The following is a 16,943-nucleotide window of genomic DNA, read 5'->3' as shown; positions in this document are numbered from 1 at the left end:
GCCGAAACCGAGCCGCTGTCGTTCGATCAGAGTTGTGCGGTTTGCTCGCACGGAGGCAGGCCGTCGGCCTCGCGCAGTACTTCGGCGACGGACTCCAGGTACAGCAGCGTGCGCAGCGACACGCCGTTCACGGCCTGCCCGAGGCGGCGCAGGGCCGAATTATCCAGGTGCGCGATCACTTCGGCGTCGTCGTCCCGATCGGGCCCGGGGTCGAAGACGAAGTAGTTGGGGTCGAGCCCGAACACATGGGCCAGCCCGGCGCGAGCCTGCTCGGGCAGCGTGGTGAGCTGTCCGCGCCGGACGCTCGCGAGGTAACCTGGCTCCAGGTCGTACCCGGCTGCGGTCACCCACATCTCGACCGTATCGTCGGCGAGCGGGCGTCCGTGCGCGCGCTCCCACATCTCGAACGCTAGGTTCAGCCGGGCAGTGATATCGATGTCCACGACCGCCTCCACCTTCTGGGGACATTTGCCTCTTGACGGGTCAAACATTCACTCGACCGTAGCGTGGGAGCAGTCGATCCCCGTGATTTCACGGCAAATGTCCGGTTGCATAGGGGAGGGAACAGACTCGATCCCCGATTTACGGGGACTACGGCCTCGAGGAGATGGGTGTGCGACTGAGTTCCGAGGAGGCGCGCAAACGATTCGCGACCAGTCCGGTCGCGCGGTTGGCGACCATTTCGCCGCGGGCGCGCCCGCATTTGGTGCCCATCGTATTCGTCGTGGCGGGCGAGGTGATCTACACCAGTGTGGACGCGAAGCCGAAGACGACCACCGCGCTGCGCAGGCTGGCGAATATCGCGGCGAACCCGGCGGTCACCGTGCTCGTCGACCGCTACGGTGACGACTGGACCCAGCTGTGGTGGGCCCGCGCCGACGGGGACGCCCGCCTCGCGGAGGGCGCCGAGGCGGAAGCGGCGATCCGCCGATTGACCGCGCGCTATCCCCAGTACGAACGACAGCCGCCCCCGGGGCCGGTGATCGCCATCGATGTGGCCCGCTGGTCGGGATGGTCCGCGCGCTGAGTGGACCGCGCCGGTTCGGGTAAAGTCCGATTCACCGCCTCCCGCCGCGAGGCGGTGAGCCGGACCGAATGTCGAGCCGATCGTGAGGATCGCATGCCCCCGAATTTCGCGCTGAAGACTATGAATACAGTGCATCGCGCCCTGCTGAAGGTCAGTTTCGGGAAGGTGGGCAACGAGTTCGGCGGCATGCCGTCGCTCGAACTCACCACTACCGGCCGCAAATCCGGTCGGCCGCACGCGGTGATGCTGACGGCCCCGGTCGTCGACGGCGACACCTACGTCGTCGTCGCCTCCCGTGGCGGCGACCCCGTGCACCCGGCGTGGTTCTTGAACTTGCGCGACAATCCGGACGTCGTCGTCTCGGTGCGCAGCGGTCCGAAGGTGCCCATGACGGCTCGGGTGGCCACGGCCGAGGAACGGGCCGCGCTGTGGCCCCGCGTCACCTCCGCGGCGAAGAACTACGCCGACTATCAGACGAAGACTACGCGCGAGATTCCGCTGGTCCTGCTGACACCGAAGGGGTGAGCCCGCCGCCGGGTGACGGTCGGTCCCAGTAGTCGCGCAGCACCAGGCCGAGACATCCGGCCGCCGCCAGCGCGCCCGTGCCGAGCATCGCCGGATAGCCGAGGCCATAGGCGTCGTGCAGGAACGACAGCAGTGCCGGAGTGCCGAAACCGAGGTAGCTGGCCGAATAGAACACCGCGGTCAGCCCGGCGAGATCGTCGGGGCGGGCGATGCGCTCGATCTCTTGGAGCCCGGCGACCAGACCGATGCCGTAGCCGGCCCCGAGCGCCACGGCGGCGGCCAGAGTCGCCCACAGGGTGAGCAGGTCGGAAGCGGCCGCGGCGAGGATCATCCCGACCGTGACCGAGCTCAGCGCCACTACGGCCGCCCGCGCGGTGCCGGGCCGGTCGATCCGCCGCGCGACGGACTGGATCGCGAATCCACAGCCCAGCGTGATGACACACAGCGCGGCGGAGAACGCGATCGGCGCCGCGCCGACTCGCGGTGCCATCAGCGCGGGCAGTACCGCGTACGCGGTCGCGCCGGAAGTGAACAGCCACAAGGCGACCGGAATCGCCACCATGCGGAAGCGGCGGTGCCCGGCCGTGGGAATCCGCAGGTCATCACGGAGGCGACGCGGATCGCGGCGGTACGGCACGGTTTCCGGCGCCCGCCTGACCCACGCGGCGGCGATCAGGCACAGGCCCACGTTGATCAGGTACGCCAGGGAGTTCGGCCACGGCGCCCATTGCGCGAGCACGCCTGCGCAGCAAGCGCCCACGGCGAAGCCGCCGGTGAGGCTCATCGCGGAGCGGCGCGCGCCCGTGCCCGCGGGCAGTCGCGGACCGTGGGGCGGTTGCGCCAGCTCTTTGAGCCAGCTGCCGCCGACCGCCATCGCCAGCCCGAGCGCGACGCCGCACAGCACCCGCCCCGCCGAAAGCGCCGGTACCGACCCAGACCCGCACGCGAGCAGCAGCGATCCGGTCGCGGCGATCAGTGGCGCGGGCCGTAGCAGGGCGCGGCGGCCGTGGCGATCCGACAGCGGACCGCCGATCAGCAGCGCGGGCACGATGCCGAGCACGTAGTAGAACAGCAGCAGATCGACGGTCGTGGCCGCCAGGCCGTCGTTCTTGTACATCACCAGCAGTGGCGTGAATTCGTTTCCGCCCCAGGCGATCGCGAACATCGCGGCCGCGACGCCGCGCCACTGTCCGGCGACCACCGATGCGCGGGGCGCCGTGCCGGTGAGTGTGGCCATCACCGGCTGCGCAGTTGCAGTTGGTGCACGCCGGACAGATGCTCGACCAGCGCGTCGGCGAACCCGTCGACGTCCGCTGCGGCGACCAGATCGGCCAGCCGCGCGTGTTGCTCGATGATCCGGGTGATGTCGACCGGGCCGCGGCGCAGGGCGACGCTGTTCATCCGGCGCTGGCGCTCGCGCAGCGAGTCGTAGAACCCCGACAGCAGCGGATTGCCACCGGCCAGGACGTAGGTGCGGTGGAAGTCGGTGTCCGCCACGGCGAATCCGTCGAGGTCGCCCGCGGCGGCCAGGTCGCGCTGCCGCTCGATCGAGGAACGCAACGCCTCGATCAGCATGCCGGTGTCGTTCGCGGTAGCGCTGCGGACGGCCGCGGTCTCCACCACGTACCTGGCATGCGCCACGTGCTCGGCCTCGTCGGGCGGGATCGGCACCACGAGCGCGCCGCGCTTGGGGTAGAGCTTCATCCAGCCCTCGGTCTCCAGCCGCAGGAACGCCTCCCGCACCGGCGTGCGGGAGGTGCCCAGATCGGCGGCGATCTCGCCCTCGCTGATCAGCTCGCCCCCGGCCAGCGCGCCGGAGAGGATCCGCTCCTTCACGGCGCGATAGGCCTGCTCAGCCGATGAATACGTCTTAGACACAAGTTGTATCCTACCGATGGGGTTCGCCGCAGGGTTGCGGGGGTGCCGGGGATGATCGGCATTCCGGCGGGAGGCGGCACCGAACCGTGAGCCGATGCACCGCGAATTTCCGGCAGCACCGCTCCGTCTCGGTGCCGATGCACCGCTCGGTTTCGGTGCCGATGCACCGCTCCGTTTCGGCACCGAGGCACCGCTCCATCTCCGCGTCGACGTCGTGCGGCGCCGACGCGCGCGGTCACCATACCCGCGGAAACAGGACACGCGGCCGCGAGGCGCTGGTGTGGCCGATGCCCAGTGGCGGCACCGGCGTTCAGGCGATCATCAGCGGCATCACGGAGCGCGCCCGTGCTGCCGCCTCACCGAACCCGCCTGCCCAGGTTCTCCGGCGGGCGAGGGCTGCGGCCGTGCCCGGCTACGAGGCGCCGAGTGAATCGGGGTGTGTCATCAGTCGGATCGGAGCGCCGGACGCGGATGCGGGCGCGCCTGCTCGAGCTGCGCGGCGATCGGGAGGATCGTCGTCTCGCCGTTGGTGGGGCCGACCAGCTGAACCGACAACGGAAGCCCGTCGTCGCCGACACCGGCGGGCACCGAGGCGGCGGGGTGGCCGGTGACGTTCCAGATGGCGGTGTAGGCGACCATCGGAACGGAGGCGAGCTGAGCGCGCACCGTGTTCGCCCCGTCGAGCACACCGAGCAGGGGTGGGCGGATCGCGATGGTGGGAGTCAGCAGCAGATCGCACTCGGTGAAAATGCGATCGGCCTTGCGCGCCACCGCCTCGCCGCGCCGGATAGCCCATTCGACGACCGGCCTGCGCGCCCAGGCGCCGAGCGTGAGGGTCTGCCTGGTGCGGTGTTCGAGCAGTTCCGGGTGATCCACCTCAGGCAATTCGGCGCGCACGCCGCCGAAGAACTGCGGGTAGAAGGCGTGCGTGGAATCCGGGTAAGCGGGGTCGATCTCCATCACGGTATGGCCTAGTTCGGCGAGCAGCTTCGCGGTGTCGCGGACGGCGCGGACATGCTGTGGATCGAGTTTGACCAGAGGGATGGGTGATTTCGTGCTGTAGCCGATGCGCAACGGCCGGGCCGGTCCGCGCGCCGCCGCCTCGAACGAGGTCGCCGGATCCGGCGCACGGAATCGGTCGGTGGGGCTGCTGCCGCGGATGACGTCGTAGACGACGGCGGAGTCCAGCACACCTCGGGTCAGCGGCCCGGCGACTCCCAGCGCCCACCACAGATGCTCGTTCGGGGCGATCGGCACGCGCCCGCGTTGCGGTTTGAGGCCGAACAATCCGCAGCACGCCGCCGGGATCCGGATGGACCCGCCGCCGTCGCCGCCGAGCGCGACCGGCACCAGACCGGCCGCCACGGCGGCGGCGGACCCGCCGCTCGAACCCCCGGCCGAGCGGCGCGGGTCCCACGGGTTGTGGACCACACCGAAGGTGCTGGACTCGGTGAACGGCCACTGCCCGAATTCCGGCATCGCGGTCTTGCCGACGATGATCGCCCCGGCCGCGCGCAGCCTGCGTACCGCTTCGGCGTCGGCCACGGCGGGCGTGGAGTTGGCTCTGGTGCCGAAGGTGGTCACCACGCCCGCTACGTCGAATTCGTCTTTCACCGCGACCGGCACCCCGTGCAAGGGGCCGACCGTGGCGCCCGCGGCGCGCTCGCGATCCCGCTCGACGGCCTCGGCCCTGGCTTCCTCCCGCAGGACGTGGGTGAAGGCGCCGAGGTCGGCGGCGGCATCGATGCCGTCGAGCGTCGCCTCGATCAACTGTTCCGCGGTGAGCGCGCGCTGCGCCAGCAGTTCGCGCTGTTCGAGCACCCCCGACGAGACGACCTCCTGGAGATCCATCCGCTACCGCTCCTTCCGGGCTCGCGCCGCGCGGCCGTCGCCGATGCCGACATCCCGACTCATGCAGTCGAACGACCATTCTGCAATGGATATCGCCTGGTGAGCCCGTTCGGTTCCATGGGCGTGTCAGGAAGTCGCCGGACCTTCCACCGCGGCGGGGCGGGTGCGCTCGAGTTCGGCGTGGTTGCGCGAGTAGGTGAAGTAGACGATCAGGCCGACCACGAGCCAGATCACGAAACGCGCCCAGGTCTCCCAGGGCAGCGACCAGATCAGGTACACCGAGAACCCGATGCCGATCAGCGGCACGACCGGCATGAACGGCAGGCGGAACTCGCGCGGCTCGTCGGGGCGGGTGCGCCGCAGTACGATCACGGCGACGGACACCACGATGAACGCCATCAGGATGCCGATATTGGTCAGTTCGGCGACCACGGTGATGTCCAGCAACCCGGCCATCAGCGCCGATCCGATGCCGACGATCCAGGTCACCCGGGTGGGCACCTTCCGGACCGGATGGGTCTTGGCGAACCACTCCGGCAACAGCCCGTCGCGGCTCATGGCGAACCAGACCCGGGTGACTCCGAGCATGAAGGTGAGCACCACGGTGACGATGCCGATGATGGCGCCGACCGCGATGATGTTCGCGACGCCCGGTTGCCCGACCGACTCGAAGGCGGTGGAGAATCCGCTGGTCGGACTGATCTCGGTGTATTTCTGCATGCCGGTCAGCACCAGGGTGGCCAGCACGTAGAGCGCCATGGCGATGGCCAGCGAATAGATGATCGCCTTCGGCAGGTGCTTCTTGCCGTCGGTGGACTCCTCGGCGGCGGTGCTCATCGCGTCGTAGCCGAACACGGCGAAGAACACGGTGGCCGCGCCCGTCCACACCGCGCCGGTGCCGAACGGGAAGTAGGGGGTGTAGTTCGAGCTGTCGATATGGAACACGCCGAGCCCGATGATCAGCACGACGAGGGCGACCTTGATGCCGACGGCGACCGTCTCGAACCGGCCGACGCTGCGGATGCCGCGCGAGAGCAGCCAGGCGGTGCCGAGGCAGAACAGCATGGCGAACACGTCGACGACATGGCCGTCGCCGGTGCCTGCGGCGCCCATCATCCAATCCGGCAGCGTGATGTCGACCTGCTCCAGCAGGAATTTGAAGTACCCGGACACGCCGATGGCCACCACCGCCGCGACCGCGACGTACTCCAGCAGCAGGTCCCAGCCGATGAACCAGCCCGCGATCTCGCCGAGCGACACGTATCCGTAGGTGTAGGCGGATCCGGCTTTGGGCACCATCCCGGCGAATTCGGCGTAGCACAGCGCGGCGGCGGCGCTCGCCACACCCGCGATGAGGAACGAGATCAACACCGAAGGCCCGGTGACCGAGTGCGCGACCGCACCCGCCAAGGTGAAGATGCCCGCGCCGATGATGCCGCCGACACCGATCGCGGTGAGCTGCCACAGGCCCAGCGACCGTGACAGCTGCTCGTCCGCGGGAGCGCCTTCGTCCTCGACCGCGCCGAGCGGCTTCCGGCGCGTCATCTGGGTGCGTAACCGCGCGAGGGACATATCGGTCCTTTCGTCCACTGCGTGCTCACCTCCATACGATCACAGGGAGGTGAGATCGGTCGACGGAAGAAAATAAAGTTCGCTCTCCCGATCAGCGGTCGCGGCCGAAGGAACGCAAGAAGAAGGCGATGTTGGCCGGGCGCTCGGCCAACCTGCGCATGAAGTAGCCGTACCACTGGTCACCGTAGGGCACGTAGACGCGCAGCGAATAGCCCGCTCCGACCAGGCGTCGCTGTTCGGCGTCACGGATGCCGTGCAGCATCTGGAACTCGAAATCGCCTGGCTTCCGGCCGCTTTCGCGGACGTGGCCGAGCGCAGCGCCGATCAGCGCCGGGTCGTGCGTGGCCACCATCGGATAGCCCTTGCCCTCCATCAGTATCCGCAGGCAACGCAGGTAGGACTCGTCCACCGCGGAGCGGCTCTGGTAGGCCACCGCCGCGGGTTCGCGATAGGCGCCCTTGCACAACCGGATCCGTGCGCCCGGACCGGCGAAGCTCCGGCAGTCCTCCTCGGTGCGTTTGAGATAGGCCTGCAAGACCGTGCCGAGCCAGGGGAAGTCCAGCCGCAGCTCGCGCACGATCGCCAGCGTCGATTCGGTGGTGGTGTGGTCTTCGGCGTCCACGGTCACCCAGACCCCGGCCGCCTTCGCCGCCGTGCAGATCTCGTAGGCGTGTTCGCGCGCGATGGCGTATCCGTTCTGCGGAAGCCGCTGGCCGAGCGCGGAGAGCTTGAGCGACACCTCCAGCCGGGGCACCGGCGCCTCGTCCACGGACCGCAGGTCGGCCAGCGCCGACAGCAGCCGCAGGTAGTGCGCGACGGTTCCGCGGGCGCGGTCGAGATCGGTGGTGTCCTCGCCGAGATAGTCGACGCTCACGAACCGGCCGGAGCCGAGCAGCGCCGAGGACACGGCGACCGCGTCGCGCTCGGTCTCGCCCGCGACGAAACGGTCGACCATCTTCTTGGTGGCAGGCATGCGGGTGATCGCGCGCTCGACGCGCGGGGAACGGGAGGCCGCCAGCACGGCGGGCCGCAGCAGTCCGGAGAAGGCCATCACAACTCCTGGTGCGGGTAGCGGTGGTCGGTCGCGGGGACGAAGGTTTCCTTGATCGTGCGAGCGGAGGTCCAGCGCAGCAGGTTCTGTGCCGAGCCTGCCTTGTCGTTGGTGCCGGACGCGCGCGACCCGCCGAACGGCTGCTGGCCGACGACCGCGCCGGTGGGTTTGTCGTTGATGTAGAAGTTGCCCGCCGCGAAGCGCAACCGGTCGAGCGCGGTGCCGATCGCCGCGCGATCCCGGGCGATGATCGCGCCGGTCAAGCCGTAGGGCGAGCCGCGATCGATCCGGTCGAGCGTGGACTCGAACGATCCGCGGACCGAATCGTCGTAGACGTGCACGGCAAGGATCGGGCCGAAGTACTCGGTGCGGAACGCCTCGTCGGCCGGGTCGTCGCCGAGCAGGACGGTCGGCTCGACGAAGTAGCCGACGCTGTCGTCGGCGTGGCCGCCCGTGGCGATGGTCAGGCCGGGGGTCGCCTTGGCGCGCGCCAGGGCGTCGGTGTTCCGGACGAAGGCGCGCCGATCGATGAGCGCTCCACCGAAGTGGCCGAAGTCGGTGACGTCGCCGTAGCTGAGCGCGGCCACCCGGTCGATGAACTCGCGGCCCATCCGGTCCCACAGCGATCGCGGGAGAAAAGCGCGTGAGGCGGCCGAGCACTTCTGGCCTTGGTAGTCGAACGCGCCGCGGATCAGGGCGGTGCTCAGCACCTCGGGATCGGCGGAGCTGTGCGCCACCACGAAATCCTTGCCGCCGGTCTCGCCGACCAGGCGCGGATAGGAGTCGTAGCGGTCGAGATTCGCCGCGACGGTGCGCCAGAGGTGCCGGAAGGTCGCGGTGGACCCGGTGAAGTGGATGCCCGCGAGCCGGTGATCGGCCAGCGCCACCTCCGACACCTCGGGTCCCGCGCCGTGCACCATATTGATCACGCCGGGCGGCAGTCCCGCCGCCTCCAGCAGCCGCATCGTCCAGTACGCCGCCACCGATTGGGTGACGGCGGGCTTCCACACCACGGTGTTGCCCATCAGCGCGGGCGCGGTGGGCAGGTTGCCCGCGATGGCGGAGAAGTTGAACGGCGTGATCGCGTAGACGAATCCCTCGAGCGGCCGGTAGTCCACCCGATTCCACACCCCCGGCGCCGAGATCGGCTGGTCCGCCAGGATCCGGCTCGCGAAGTGCACGTTGAACCGCCAGAAGTCGACCAATTCGCAAGGGGTGTCGATCTCGGCCTGGTAGGCCGTCTTGGACTGACCCAACATCGTTGCGGCGGAGATGGTTTCGCGCCACGGTCCGGCCAGTAGGTCGGCCGCGCGCAGGAAGATCGCGGCGCGCTCGGCGAAGGGCAGCGCGCGCCAGCCCGGCGCCGCCGCGCAGGCCGCCTCGATGGCGTCGTGTACCTCGCCCGGTCCGGCCGTGGTGAGTGTGCCGAGTACGGCGGCGTGCCGATGCGGCTGCACCACCGTGACGCGCTCACCCGAACCCCGGCGGTGCGCACCGCCGATCACGTGGGCGACGTCGGTCGGGGTCGCGGCGAGTTCGGCCAGCTTCACCCGTAGGCGCTCGCGTTCCGCCGTGCCCGGCGCGAAGCTGCCCACCGGCTCGTTGACCGGCGGGGGCGGGGACACGACGGCATCCATAAGACCTCCTACTATCAGGTGAATTTCCGGCAATGGGAAGTCAACACCGGAAAACTGCCCGGAGAATGAGCCAACCAGACAAAGATGGGGCAAGTTCGTTGTCGAGTTGGCCGAAGGACGGGAACGTGGCCGGGGAAGGTGATCAGGTCGCCGCCGATATCGACCTCTTCGCGCTGGCGCAGATGATCGCGGACAACGCGGGCGGAATGGTGTCGATCGAGGACCCGCGATCACATGTGCTCGCGTACTCGGCCTCCGACGAGAACGCCGACGAATTGCGGGTGCGATCGATCCTCGGCCGCGAGGGGCCGCGGGAGTATCTGACCCTGCTGCGGCGCTGGGGGGTGTTCGATCGTCTGCGCGACACCGACGAGGTCGTCGACGTGCCCGCGCACGACGAGCTGAACATCAAGCGCCGATTGGTGATCGGCATCCGCCGTCCCACGGACGCGCACACGGGCGGTGCTCGGGTGCTCGGCGCGATCTGGCTGCAAGAGGGCGGCCGGCCGTTCAAGCCGGACGCGGCCGAGATCCTGCGCGGCGCGGCGGCCATCGCGGGACGCCTGATCTCCCGCAGTCTCGACGCGCCCACCACCGAGGCGCTGCTGGTCCGGCGGCTGTTCGGTGCGAGCGGGCCCGTGATCGACGCCGCGGCCGTGGCGAACGCGTTGCACCTGCCGACCACCGGCCCTGCGGCGGTGATCGGGTTCGCGCTCATGGCGGGGGAGCGGGCGACGGGCGCCGAGCCGGCTGCGGTGGGCGGCGTTCTGCGCCTGCGCGCCTGCTCTTTCCGCGGTGACTCGGTGACCACCACGATCGGCGACCGCGTCTACGTGCTGCTGCCCGGCTACCGTTCCGCGCAGGCGGTGACGGCTTGGACGCGGCAGTTGATCGAGCAGCTCGAAGCCAAGCGCGCGCTGTCGCTGCGGGCCGCGATCGCCTGTCCGGTCCCCGATCTCGGCCGGGTGGCCGACGCGCGCGCGGAGGTCGACCGGGTCCTGGACCGCACCTTCGCGGCATCGCCGGGAACCCGGGTGACCACCCTCGCCGAGGCGCGGACCGCGGTGCTGCTCGGCGAGACCCTCGATCTCGTCGGTGCACGGACGGAACTGCACGATCCTCGTTTGCGCGCGTTGTTGGACTACGACCGCAAGCATTCCGCGAGCCTGCGCGACAGTGTCGAGACCTATCTGCGCGAGCACGGTGACGTGCGCGACGCCGCCGCGGCACTGCGCGTGCATCCGAACACGCTGCGCTACCGGCTTCGCCGGGTCGAAGACATTCTCGGGATGAACCTCGACGACCCGGCCGACCGCCTGCTGTTGCAGATCCAGCTCGCCCTGCATCGCCGCCCCGGCCCGACGGACCGGAGTTGACGGCGGTGGCGCTGCCTCGGTCACGCTCGCCGATCGGGTACCCGCGTGTTGCCCGGCCGCGCTTCGGACCTGCGTAGACGTGCTCCGGAAGGCGAACCGGCGGCTGACCGGCCCGCTGCGTGATACGCCTGCCGACGGGGTCCGCGCGGCCTACAGTTGAGCGCGGGAACCCGGGTCACGGCCCCGGGGAGGCGTCCGGCTCGAATCGTGACGGACGCCCTCCGGGTCCCCGTCACGGAGGACGAGATGACGACGCGACGTCAGACGCTCGAGGTGGGTTCGCGGTTCGGGCCGTATCGCCTGGATCGCCTGATCGGTCGTGGCGGCATGGGGGAAGTGTTCGAGGCCTACGACACCGTCAAGGACCGCACCATCGCCCTGAAGGTGCTGCCCGAGCGGCTGCACGACGACCCGGTGTTCCGGGAACGGTTCCGGCGCGAATCGCACGTCGCGGCGCGGTTGCAGGAACCGCACATCATCCCGATCCACGACTACGGCGAGATCGACGGCAGGCTCTACATCGACATGCGCCTGGTCGGCGGCGACAGCCTGCGCGCGCTGCTGACCGAGCGGGCGCCGCTGGATCCGGAGCGGGCGGTCGCGATCGTCCGGCAGGTCGCCGCGGCGCTGGACGCCGCGCACGCCGACGGCTTGGTGCACCGGGACATCAAGCCGGACAACATCCTGCTCACCCCGGATGGCTTCGCCTACCTGGTGGACTTCGGGATCGCCCAGTCGGCCACCGGGGAGAGCCTCACCAGCGACGGCTCGGCGATCGGATCGTTCCACTACATGGCGCCGGAGCGGTTCCACTCCCGCGTGGTCACCCCCGCCGCCGACATCTACGCCCTGACCTGCGTGCTCTACGAGTGCCTGACCGGTTCGCGGCCGTATCCGAAGGACACCGACGCGCAGATCATCTCGGCGCACCTGTTCGAACCGCCGCCGCGGCCGCACTCGTGCCGTCCGGGACTGCCCGCCCGGCTGGACGCGGTGGTCGCGCGCGGGATGGCCAAGGACCCGCAGGCGAGGTACGGCACGGCGGGTGAACTCGGGGCGGCCGCGCAGGCGGCGGTGGCCGAAGCCCCCACGCAGGCGACTTCCGCGGCGGGTGACGCGGTGACCGACGCGGGTCCACCACCGGACCGGTCGGGTGCGACGGTCGTGCCGACGGAGCCGGGCGGCGACCACGGCGAGCGACCACGCCGCCGCGGCGTACTCCGCGTGCTCGCCCTGCTGTGCGTCGTCCTGCTCGCCGCCACCCTCGGCTTCTTCGGCTGGGAGGCGACCCGGCCGAACACCGGCACCGCCGTTCCCGACGCGAGCGCTCCGAACGGCCCGGACGTCGAATTGCTGTCGCTGGTGGGCCCGTCGGGCTACAAACGCGCCAACTGCGTGCACGAAGACCCCGACCCGCCCACCGCCGCCGTCGTCTTCTGCACCGCGAATCCGGCCGCGAGCGATCCCGCGGCGCGATTCCTGCGATTCCGCAACGTCGACCAATTGCGCGGTTACACCTCGGCATTGCTGGCGGGCCTGCAAGGACGCAACTGCCCCGGCGACCCGCCGGGGACGGACGGACCGATGCTGCGTGACGGCGCGGAAGTCGGCCGCAAGTCGTGTTTCCTGAGCAAGGTGGACGATCCCACCGCGCCACGGCCCGCGCTGCTGGTCACGGACGAGCGGGCGCTGGCGGCCGCGGTGTACATCTGGGAGCCTGCCGAGCAGCAGTACCGCGACTATGTGGCCGCGCGCAACGGTTTCTCGTTCCGCACCGCCGATCTCGCCCGCGATCCGGACTACTTCACGCAGGCCGATCGGGCGGTGCTCAACCATCTGGCCGGTGATTTCGGCCCGGCCAACTGTCGCCACTCCGACCCGCCGCCCGGTCCGGTGGACGCGGTGCTGGCCTGCGGCACCAAGATCGGATTCCCGTCCGCGGAGTTCTTCGGGTTCCCCGACCAGGAGTCCGCGACGTACCTGTACGAGGCGAATCGCGGGCAGTTCTCCGGACACGTGTGCGGTCGCGGCGACATGGGCGACGACGTCTGGCGGCAGAACGGCAACGTTCTGGGCCGTTTCTTCTGCTATCCGAACACCGATCCCGCGCTCGGACCGAGCTGCCTGTTCCTGATCCACCAGAAGTTCGGCATCGCCGGGCATTTCTGCGCGCTGCGCGCCGATCACCCGGACCAGGGACCGAAGAGCGAAGCCGAGCTGGCGGCATGGTTCCACCGGTACTTCGGCTAGTGCCTCGGCCACCTGCGCCGGTCGCGCTGCGGCGCAGTGCGATCTTCTTGTAGACAATAAATACGGTCGACCGTATAGTTTCTGTATGGATAGCGGCTGGATGATGGACCTGGCGACGGAACTCGCCGTCGTCAAGAGCAGGCAGGACGTCCCTGCGGCGCTACGGCTCATGCATGCCGGGATGGTGTTGGAAGCACCGGCGTTCGGGACGGTGGCGCGTGGGCTGGAGGCGAACGAGTTCGCGCTGCGGGCCTTCTTCGCGTCGTTTCCGGACTATGGCGTCGAGCTGAGCGGGCACGCGGCAGAAGGGGAGACGCTGGTCTGCTGGGGGACGGCGCGAATGACTTTGACCGGCAACCGATTCGGGGTGGAGCCGAATGGTCGGCGGGCGGAACTGCCGGTGTTCCTCCGCTTCGCGTTCGCGGACGGGCTGATCGCGGGGGAGTACTTCCACTTCGATCTGTCGGAGCTGTGCGCCCGATCGGGCGTATCGACCGACGCGGTACGGCAGAAGTTGTTCGGCGGGAGATGATCATGGACGCACGGGTCAAGGATGTCGCGGGGATCGAGACCAGGCAGCTGTTCGACGTCGTGGTGGATCTCGCGCCGCCGCTGAACATCGGGAAGGGGCGGGTGTTGTTCGGCGCGACCGGTGGGTCGTTCGAGGGGCCCAAGCTGCGCGGCGTGGTGCTGCCGGGCGGCGGCGACTGGGCGTTGTTCCGGCAGGACGGGAGCATGGTGCTCGACGTGCGGCTCACCTTGCGGACCGATGACGACGCCCTGGTGCAGCTGACCTACGGGGGGCGGTGGACCATCCCCGAGGAGATGCGCGACCGAATAGGTGATGCGGCCACGCGGCATCTCGTCGATCCCGGGAGCTACTACTTCCGCACGACGCCGGTGTTCGAAACCGGTGCGCGAAAGTATCAGTGGCTCAACGACATCGTCTGCGTCGGATCGGGGTATCCGGTCGAGGGCGGCATCGCCTACCGAGTCTTCGAGGTCGTCTGACATCGAAACCTCTACGTCGACCCCGGCTACACGAACGCGTTGACGATGTGACGTTGCGGCAGCGAACGCCGCTCGGGAAATCGATCAGCCCGGACACGCGGCGGCGGGAGCCGCCGCATGCGGGTGTACGTCGCCAGGGTCAGCGCTGCCAGTTGCCGCCGGGACCGGGCTGTTGCTGCCAGTGGGCGTCGGGCGCGCCGAGGGCGGGCTGCTGGGGGCTGGGAGCGGGCTGCTGGGGCCACTGCGCGGCAGGCTGCTGGTACTGGGCGGGGCCCATGGTCTCGGCGTTGGCGCGGGCGAGAAGGTCGGGGACCTGGGGGCCCGCGACCGGTGAGGATGCGCCGCACCAGGTGCACTCCAGGGAGTGCTTGGTGCTGAGCGGGAAGAGCGGGATGAAGAAGAGCGTGAACTTGGTGACGAGTTTGCGCAGCGCGTGTGCGGCGGGATTGCCGCAGCGGCCGCAGACCAAGGTGATCATGGCGAGTGTGTGAATGCGCTTCTGCCAGCCCCAGATGAGCATGTGAAACCCCCAAAGTAGAGAATCCGATGTCGGTCACAGTAGTAGATCGACCAGGCGCCGGCTTCAGTTGCGGATCAGAACCGCAGTTCGCGGACGGTGTCGAGGTCGATACCGTGCCGAGCGTAGATCTTGATCGTGTTCTCGCCGGTGAGATCGGCTTCGGCGTAGCCGAGCAGCTCGGCGATCCGGATCACGTCTTCCTGCGTCGCGGCTTCGATCTCCAGATATGAAGGAATCCCCGGCCAGGTGTCGATCTCGAGTTGCGCGCCGTCGAGTACGAAACTGATCCGCTTCGTTTCCTGATAGGACTTCGCGGTGAAGCCCAACAGCTCGAGCAGGGCGTTGGCGCCGGTGAAATCCTCGACGCCCACCTCGACTTCATGGGTGCCGTCGATGGCGTCGCTGGTGATCTGCTTGACGGCGAGAGTAACCCCATTCCCGTTGTCCCGCAGCCTGATCCACTTCGACCGATCACCCGGCGTGATGTCGTAGACGTAGCGGCGCATGAATCGCTCGCCGAGCTTGCGGCCCCCCTTGTCCACGATCAGTCGTTCGACAGCACCGGGGTCGATATCGAGAATCTTGCCTTCGTGCTCGATGGGCACCGCTGGCTCCTGTCAGGTTGTCCGGCCGGATTCGTTCGAATGTGCCCGCCCACGGTCGCACATACAGGCGCTCGCGGACGCGCCGCGGCCGGTACCCGGTCCGACCGAGCGCGGCGAGTTCGGCGTCGATGTCGACTTCGATCGCGCCGAAGACTCGCGGCGGAAAGTGGCGCTGTTTCACGCCGTGAATTGCGTTGGTTCGAGCCGGTGCGACCCAGTTCCTGGGTCACGTTGTCGCGCGCGATGATCCAGATGCCTGCATTGCCGGAGAAAATCTTCCCGAAACCAGGAACCGATCAGCGGGGGTTGCCGTCTAAGCCTGTGACAGAACAGTTTCGAGGCTGTGCAACCGTTCACAGCTCAGAACATAGGGGGGCACGTCATGAACCTTGTCATGTCCAGGCCGGCAGTCCGATTCAGTCGAACACTACTGTTCGCAGTGGTGTCGACGATCGTGTTGGTCACGAGCGTGCTGGCCGCCGGTGCCGCGCACGCTTCGTTTCAGCAGTGCACCAACTACAAAGTCACGACCCAGTGGGGCAGAGTGGAAGTCGACACCAGACCCGCGGGTGGGGATCCCATCGGGGGTGTCGCATGGGCCATGTTCCTCAACAACATCTCCGACATCCCCGGCAGATACGACTACCAGATCCTGGTCAACGGCAAGCCCGTCGAACAGGACTCGAAGATGAAGGACGACAACTTCCACATGACGATCCCCCGGTATCAGAGGGGACGTTACGTTTACGAGGAAGGAGACGAAATCCAGGTGATCGCCTCACACGCCGCGGGCAAGAATCTCTACGTGACCCCCATCAACCGTTGCACCATCCCCTATGCGGGAAGATGAGGGCGTGGATCAGGAGATTTCAAGAGCCGGCGCCGACCTGTTGGCGGCCGACATCGAGTCGGCTCTCGGCTTCGAGGTACACATCGATGAAACGATCCCCGAGCATCGGCGCCGGATGTCTTTTGCACCGGCCTGGTGGATCGAGTTCAGCGTCCCGGCACTGAACGTCGTCGTCGGCACCAGCCCCGGCGAGTTCACGCCCAGCGGTGTGGCATGCGAACTTGCCTGGCATATCCACGACGACGTCCTGTCCCGCAGCGGGAAGATCTGGCCCGCCGACCCTGCGGGTGGGGACCAGCCGTTGCTGCCCACCCTTGACGGATGGTGCGGACAGGGCGGCTCGATACCGTTCGGGCAGGTCGAGGCAGCGAAGGATCCCGATCCGGACCTCGACGGTGTGGTCCGGTGGTGGCTGCCCCGCCATTCCGACGGGCTCATTGCCAGCCACTCCGGCGACGTGTGGTTCTGCCTGTGGGAGTACAAAGGCGACGAACAACTCATCACCCCGGGCATGCCGGTGACATGGTCCATCGGCGAAGGCGGACACGGAAAGTACCGCAAGGCAAGCGAAGTCCGGCCAGCTCAGCCATAGTTTCTTCTTGCAAAGCCGCGCGGCTGAGGGTGTCTCGTGAACGTACCCGCCGCAGCCGGTCCGGGTGCGCCTGGACGCGCTGCCGCTCCGCGATCCGGAGATGCCCGGCAAGCGAACGCCGCCTGGCGATCGAGCCGAAGGGATCAGGGTGGCGCGAAACGCGATGGATGCGCTACCGCCGGAGAAGCACTCACTCAC

Annotated in this window: 17 protein-coding genes; 8 read left to right on the top strand and 9 right to left on the bottom strand. The window is 68.7% G+C overall.

What is annotated here, in order from left to right; genetic code table 11:
* Window positions 1-26 precede the first annotated feature (26 nt).
* Window positions 27-491 carry a hypothetical protein gene (locus ABZ803_RS18765; RefSeq protein ID WP_157114069.1) on the bottom strand — a complete coding sequence of 155 codons (465 nt, stop codon included), beginning with the start codon at window positions 489-491 and terminating at the stop codon, window positions 27-29.
* 128 nt (window positions 492-619) lie between these two features.
* Here ABZ803_RS18765 and ABZ803_RS18760 point away from each other — a divergent pair, with 128 nt between their 5' ends.
* Both ABZ803_RS18760 and ABZ803_RS18755 read left to right on the top strand, forming a co-directional pair.
* Window positions 620-1,027: a TIGR03668 family PPOX class F420-dependent oxidoreductase gene (locus ABZ803_RS18760; RefSeq protein WP_357039935.1), complete on the top strand. Its 408-nt coding sequence runs from the start codon at window positions 620-622 to the stop codon at window positions 1,025-1,027.
* Between the two features lie 93 nt (window positions 1,028-1,120).
* The gene (locus tag ABZ803_RS18755) at window positions 1,121-1,552 is read left to right on the top strand and encodes a nitroreductase family deazaflavin-dependent oxidoreductase (RefSeq protein ID WP_357039388.1); all 432 of its coding nucleotides are present in this window, start codon (window positions 1,121-1,123) and stop codon (window positions 1,550-1,552) included.
* On the opposite strand, the gene ABZ803_RS18750 is transcribed toward ABZ803_RS18755, so the two are convergent.
* The 6 genes from ABZ803_RS18750 to pruA all read right to left on the bottom strand — a co-directional run bounded on the left by ABZ803_RS18750 (window position 1,509) and on the right by pruA (window position 9,541).
* Window positions 1,509-2,789 (bottom strand): MFS transporter, encoded by a 1,281-nt coding sequence (locus tag ABZ803_RS18750; protein WP_357039385.1) that lies wholly within the window; start codon window positions 2,787-2,789, stop codon window positions 1,509-1,511. The two genes, ABZ803_RS18755 and ABZ803_RS18750, sit on opposite strands and share 44 nt — an antisense overlap.
* On the bottom strand, window positions 2,789-3,430 hold the full coding sequence (locus ABZ803_RS18745; RefSeq protein WP_357039382.1) for a GntR family transcriptional regulator: 642 nt from the start codon (window positions 3,428-3,430) through the stop codon (window positions 2,789-2,791). Before ABZ803_RS18745 ends, ABZ803_RS18750 begins: the two co-directional genes overlap by 1 nt.
* A 444-nt stretch (window positions 3,431-3,874) precedes the next feature.
* Window positions 3,875-5,281 carry an amidase gene (locus ABZ803_RS18740; RefSeq protein ID WP_357039379.1) on the bottom strand — a complete coding sequence of 469 codons (1,407 nt, stop codon included), beginning with the start codon at window positions 5,279-5,281 and terminating at the stop codon, window positions 3,875-3,877.
* A gap of 126 nt (window positions 5,282-5,407) precedes the next feature.
* Window positions 5,408-6,853 (bottom strand): amino acid permease, encoded by a 1,446-nt coding sequence (locus ABZ803_RS18735; protein WP_357039932.1) that lies wholly within the window; start codon window positions 6,851-6,853, stop codon window positions 5,408-5,410.
* 91 nt (window positions 6,854-6,944) lie between these two features.
* A complete protein-coding gene (locus ABZ803_RS18730) occupies window positions 6,945-7,904 on the bottom strand; it encodes a proline dehydrogenase family protein (protein WP_357039376.1) in 960 nt (319 codons plus the stop codon).
* Window positions 7,904-9,541 carry an L-glutamate gamma-semialdehyde dehydrogenase gene (gene pruA / locus ABZ803_RS18725; RefSeq protein ID WP_357039373.1) on the bottom strand — a complete coding sequence of 546 codons (1,638 nt, stop codon included), beginning with the start codon at window positions 9,539-9,541 and terminating at the stop codon, window positions 7,904-7,906. Before pruA ends, ABZ803_RS18730 begins: the two co-directional genes overlap by 1 nt.
* 125 nt (window positions 9,542-9,666) lie before the next feature.
* On the opposite strand from pruA, the gene ABZ803_RS18720 reads away from it, so the two are divergent.
* The 4 genes from ABZ803_RS18720 to ABZ803_RS18705 all read left to right on the top strand — a co-directional run bounded on the left by ABZ803_RS18720 (window position 9,667) and on the right by ABZ803_RS18705 (window position 14,178).
* The gene (locus tag ABZ803_RS18720; RefSeq protein ID WP_357039370.1) at window positions 9,667-10,917 is read left to right on the top strand and encodes a helix-turn-helix domain-containing protein; all 1,251 of its coding nucleotides are present in this window, start codon (window positions 9,667-9,669) and stop codon (window positions 10,915-10,917) included.
* Between the two features lie 246 nt (window positions 10,918-11,163).
* Window positions 11,164-13,167 (top strand): serine/threonine-protein kinase, encoded by a 2,004-nt coding sequence (locus ABZ803_RS18715; RefSeq protein ID WP_357039367.1) that lies wholly within the window; start codon window positions 11,164-11,166, stop codon window positions 13,165-13,167.
* 85 nt (window positions 13,168-13,252) lie between these two features.
* A complete protein-coding gene (locus ABZ803_RS18710; RefSeq protein WP_357039364.1) occupies window positions 13,253-13,699 on the top strand; it encodes a nuclear transport factor 2 family protein in 447 nt (148 codons plus the stop codon).
* A 2-nt stretch (window positions 13,700-13,701) separates the two neighbouring features.
* Entirely contained in the window at window positions 13,702-14,178 is a 477-nt protein-coding gene (locus tag ABZ803_RS18705) for a DUF3237 domain-containing protein (RefSeq protein WP_357039362.1), read from the top strand.
* 139 nt (window positions 14,179-14,317) lie between these two features.
* Here the strand turns inward: ABZ803_RS18705 and ABZ803_RS18700 are convergent, their stop codons facing one another.
* Window positions 14,318-14,698, bottom strand: coding sequence for a hypothetical protein (locus ABZ803_RS18700; RefSeq protein WP_357039359.1), 381 nt, complete (start codon window positions 14,696-14,698; stop codon window positions 14,318-14,320).
* 74 nt (window positions 14,699-14,772) lie between these two features.
* Window positions 14,773-15,303 carry a CYTH domain-containing protein gene (locus ABZ803_RS18695; protein WP_357039356.1) on the bottom strand — a complete coding sequence of 177 codons (531 nt, stop codon included), beginning with the start codon at window positions 15,301-15,303 and terminating at the stop codon, window positions 14,773-14,775.
* 442 nt (window positions 15,304-15,745) lie between these two features.
* On the opposite strand from ABZ803_RS18695, the gene ABZ803_RS18690 reads away from it, so the two are divergent.
* Both ABZ803_RS18690 and ABZ803_RS18685 read left to right on the top strand, forming a co-directional pair.
* Window positions 15,746-16,153 carry a hypothetical protein gene (locus ABZ803_RS18690; protein ID WP_357039353.1) on the top strand — a complete coding sequence of 136 codons (408 nt, stop codon included), beginning with the start codon at window positions 15,746-15,748 and terminating at the stop codon, window positions 16,151-16,153.
* Window positions 16,154-16,193: 40 nt separating this feature from the next.
* Entirely contained in the window at window positions 16,194-16,745 is a 552-nt protein-coding gene (locus ABZ803_RS18685) for a hypothetical protein (protein ID WP_357039351.1), read from the top strand.
* The last annotated feature ends 198 nt before the right edge of the window (window positions 16,746-16,943 follow it).

The organism is Nocardia sp. NPDC047648 (assembly GCF_040642815.1).
In the GTDB taxonomy this organism is placed as follows: Bacteria; Actinomycetota; Actinomycetes; order Mycobacteriales; family Mycobacteriaceae; genus Nocardia; species Nocardia gamkensis.
This window is presented reverse-complemented; position numbering and strand designations above follow the sequence as displayed.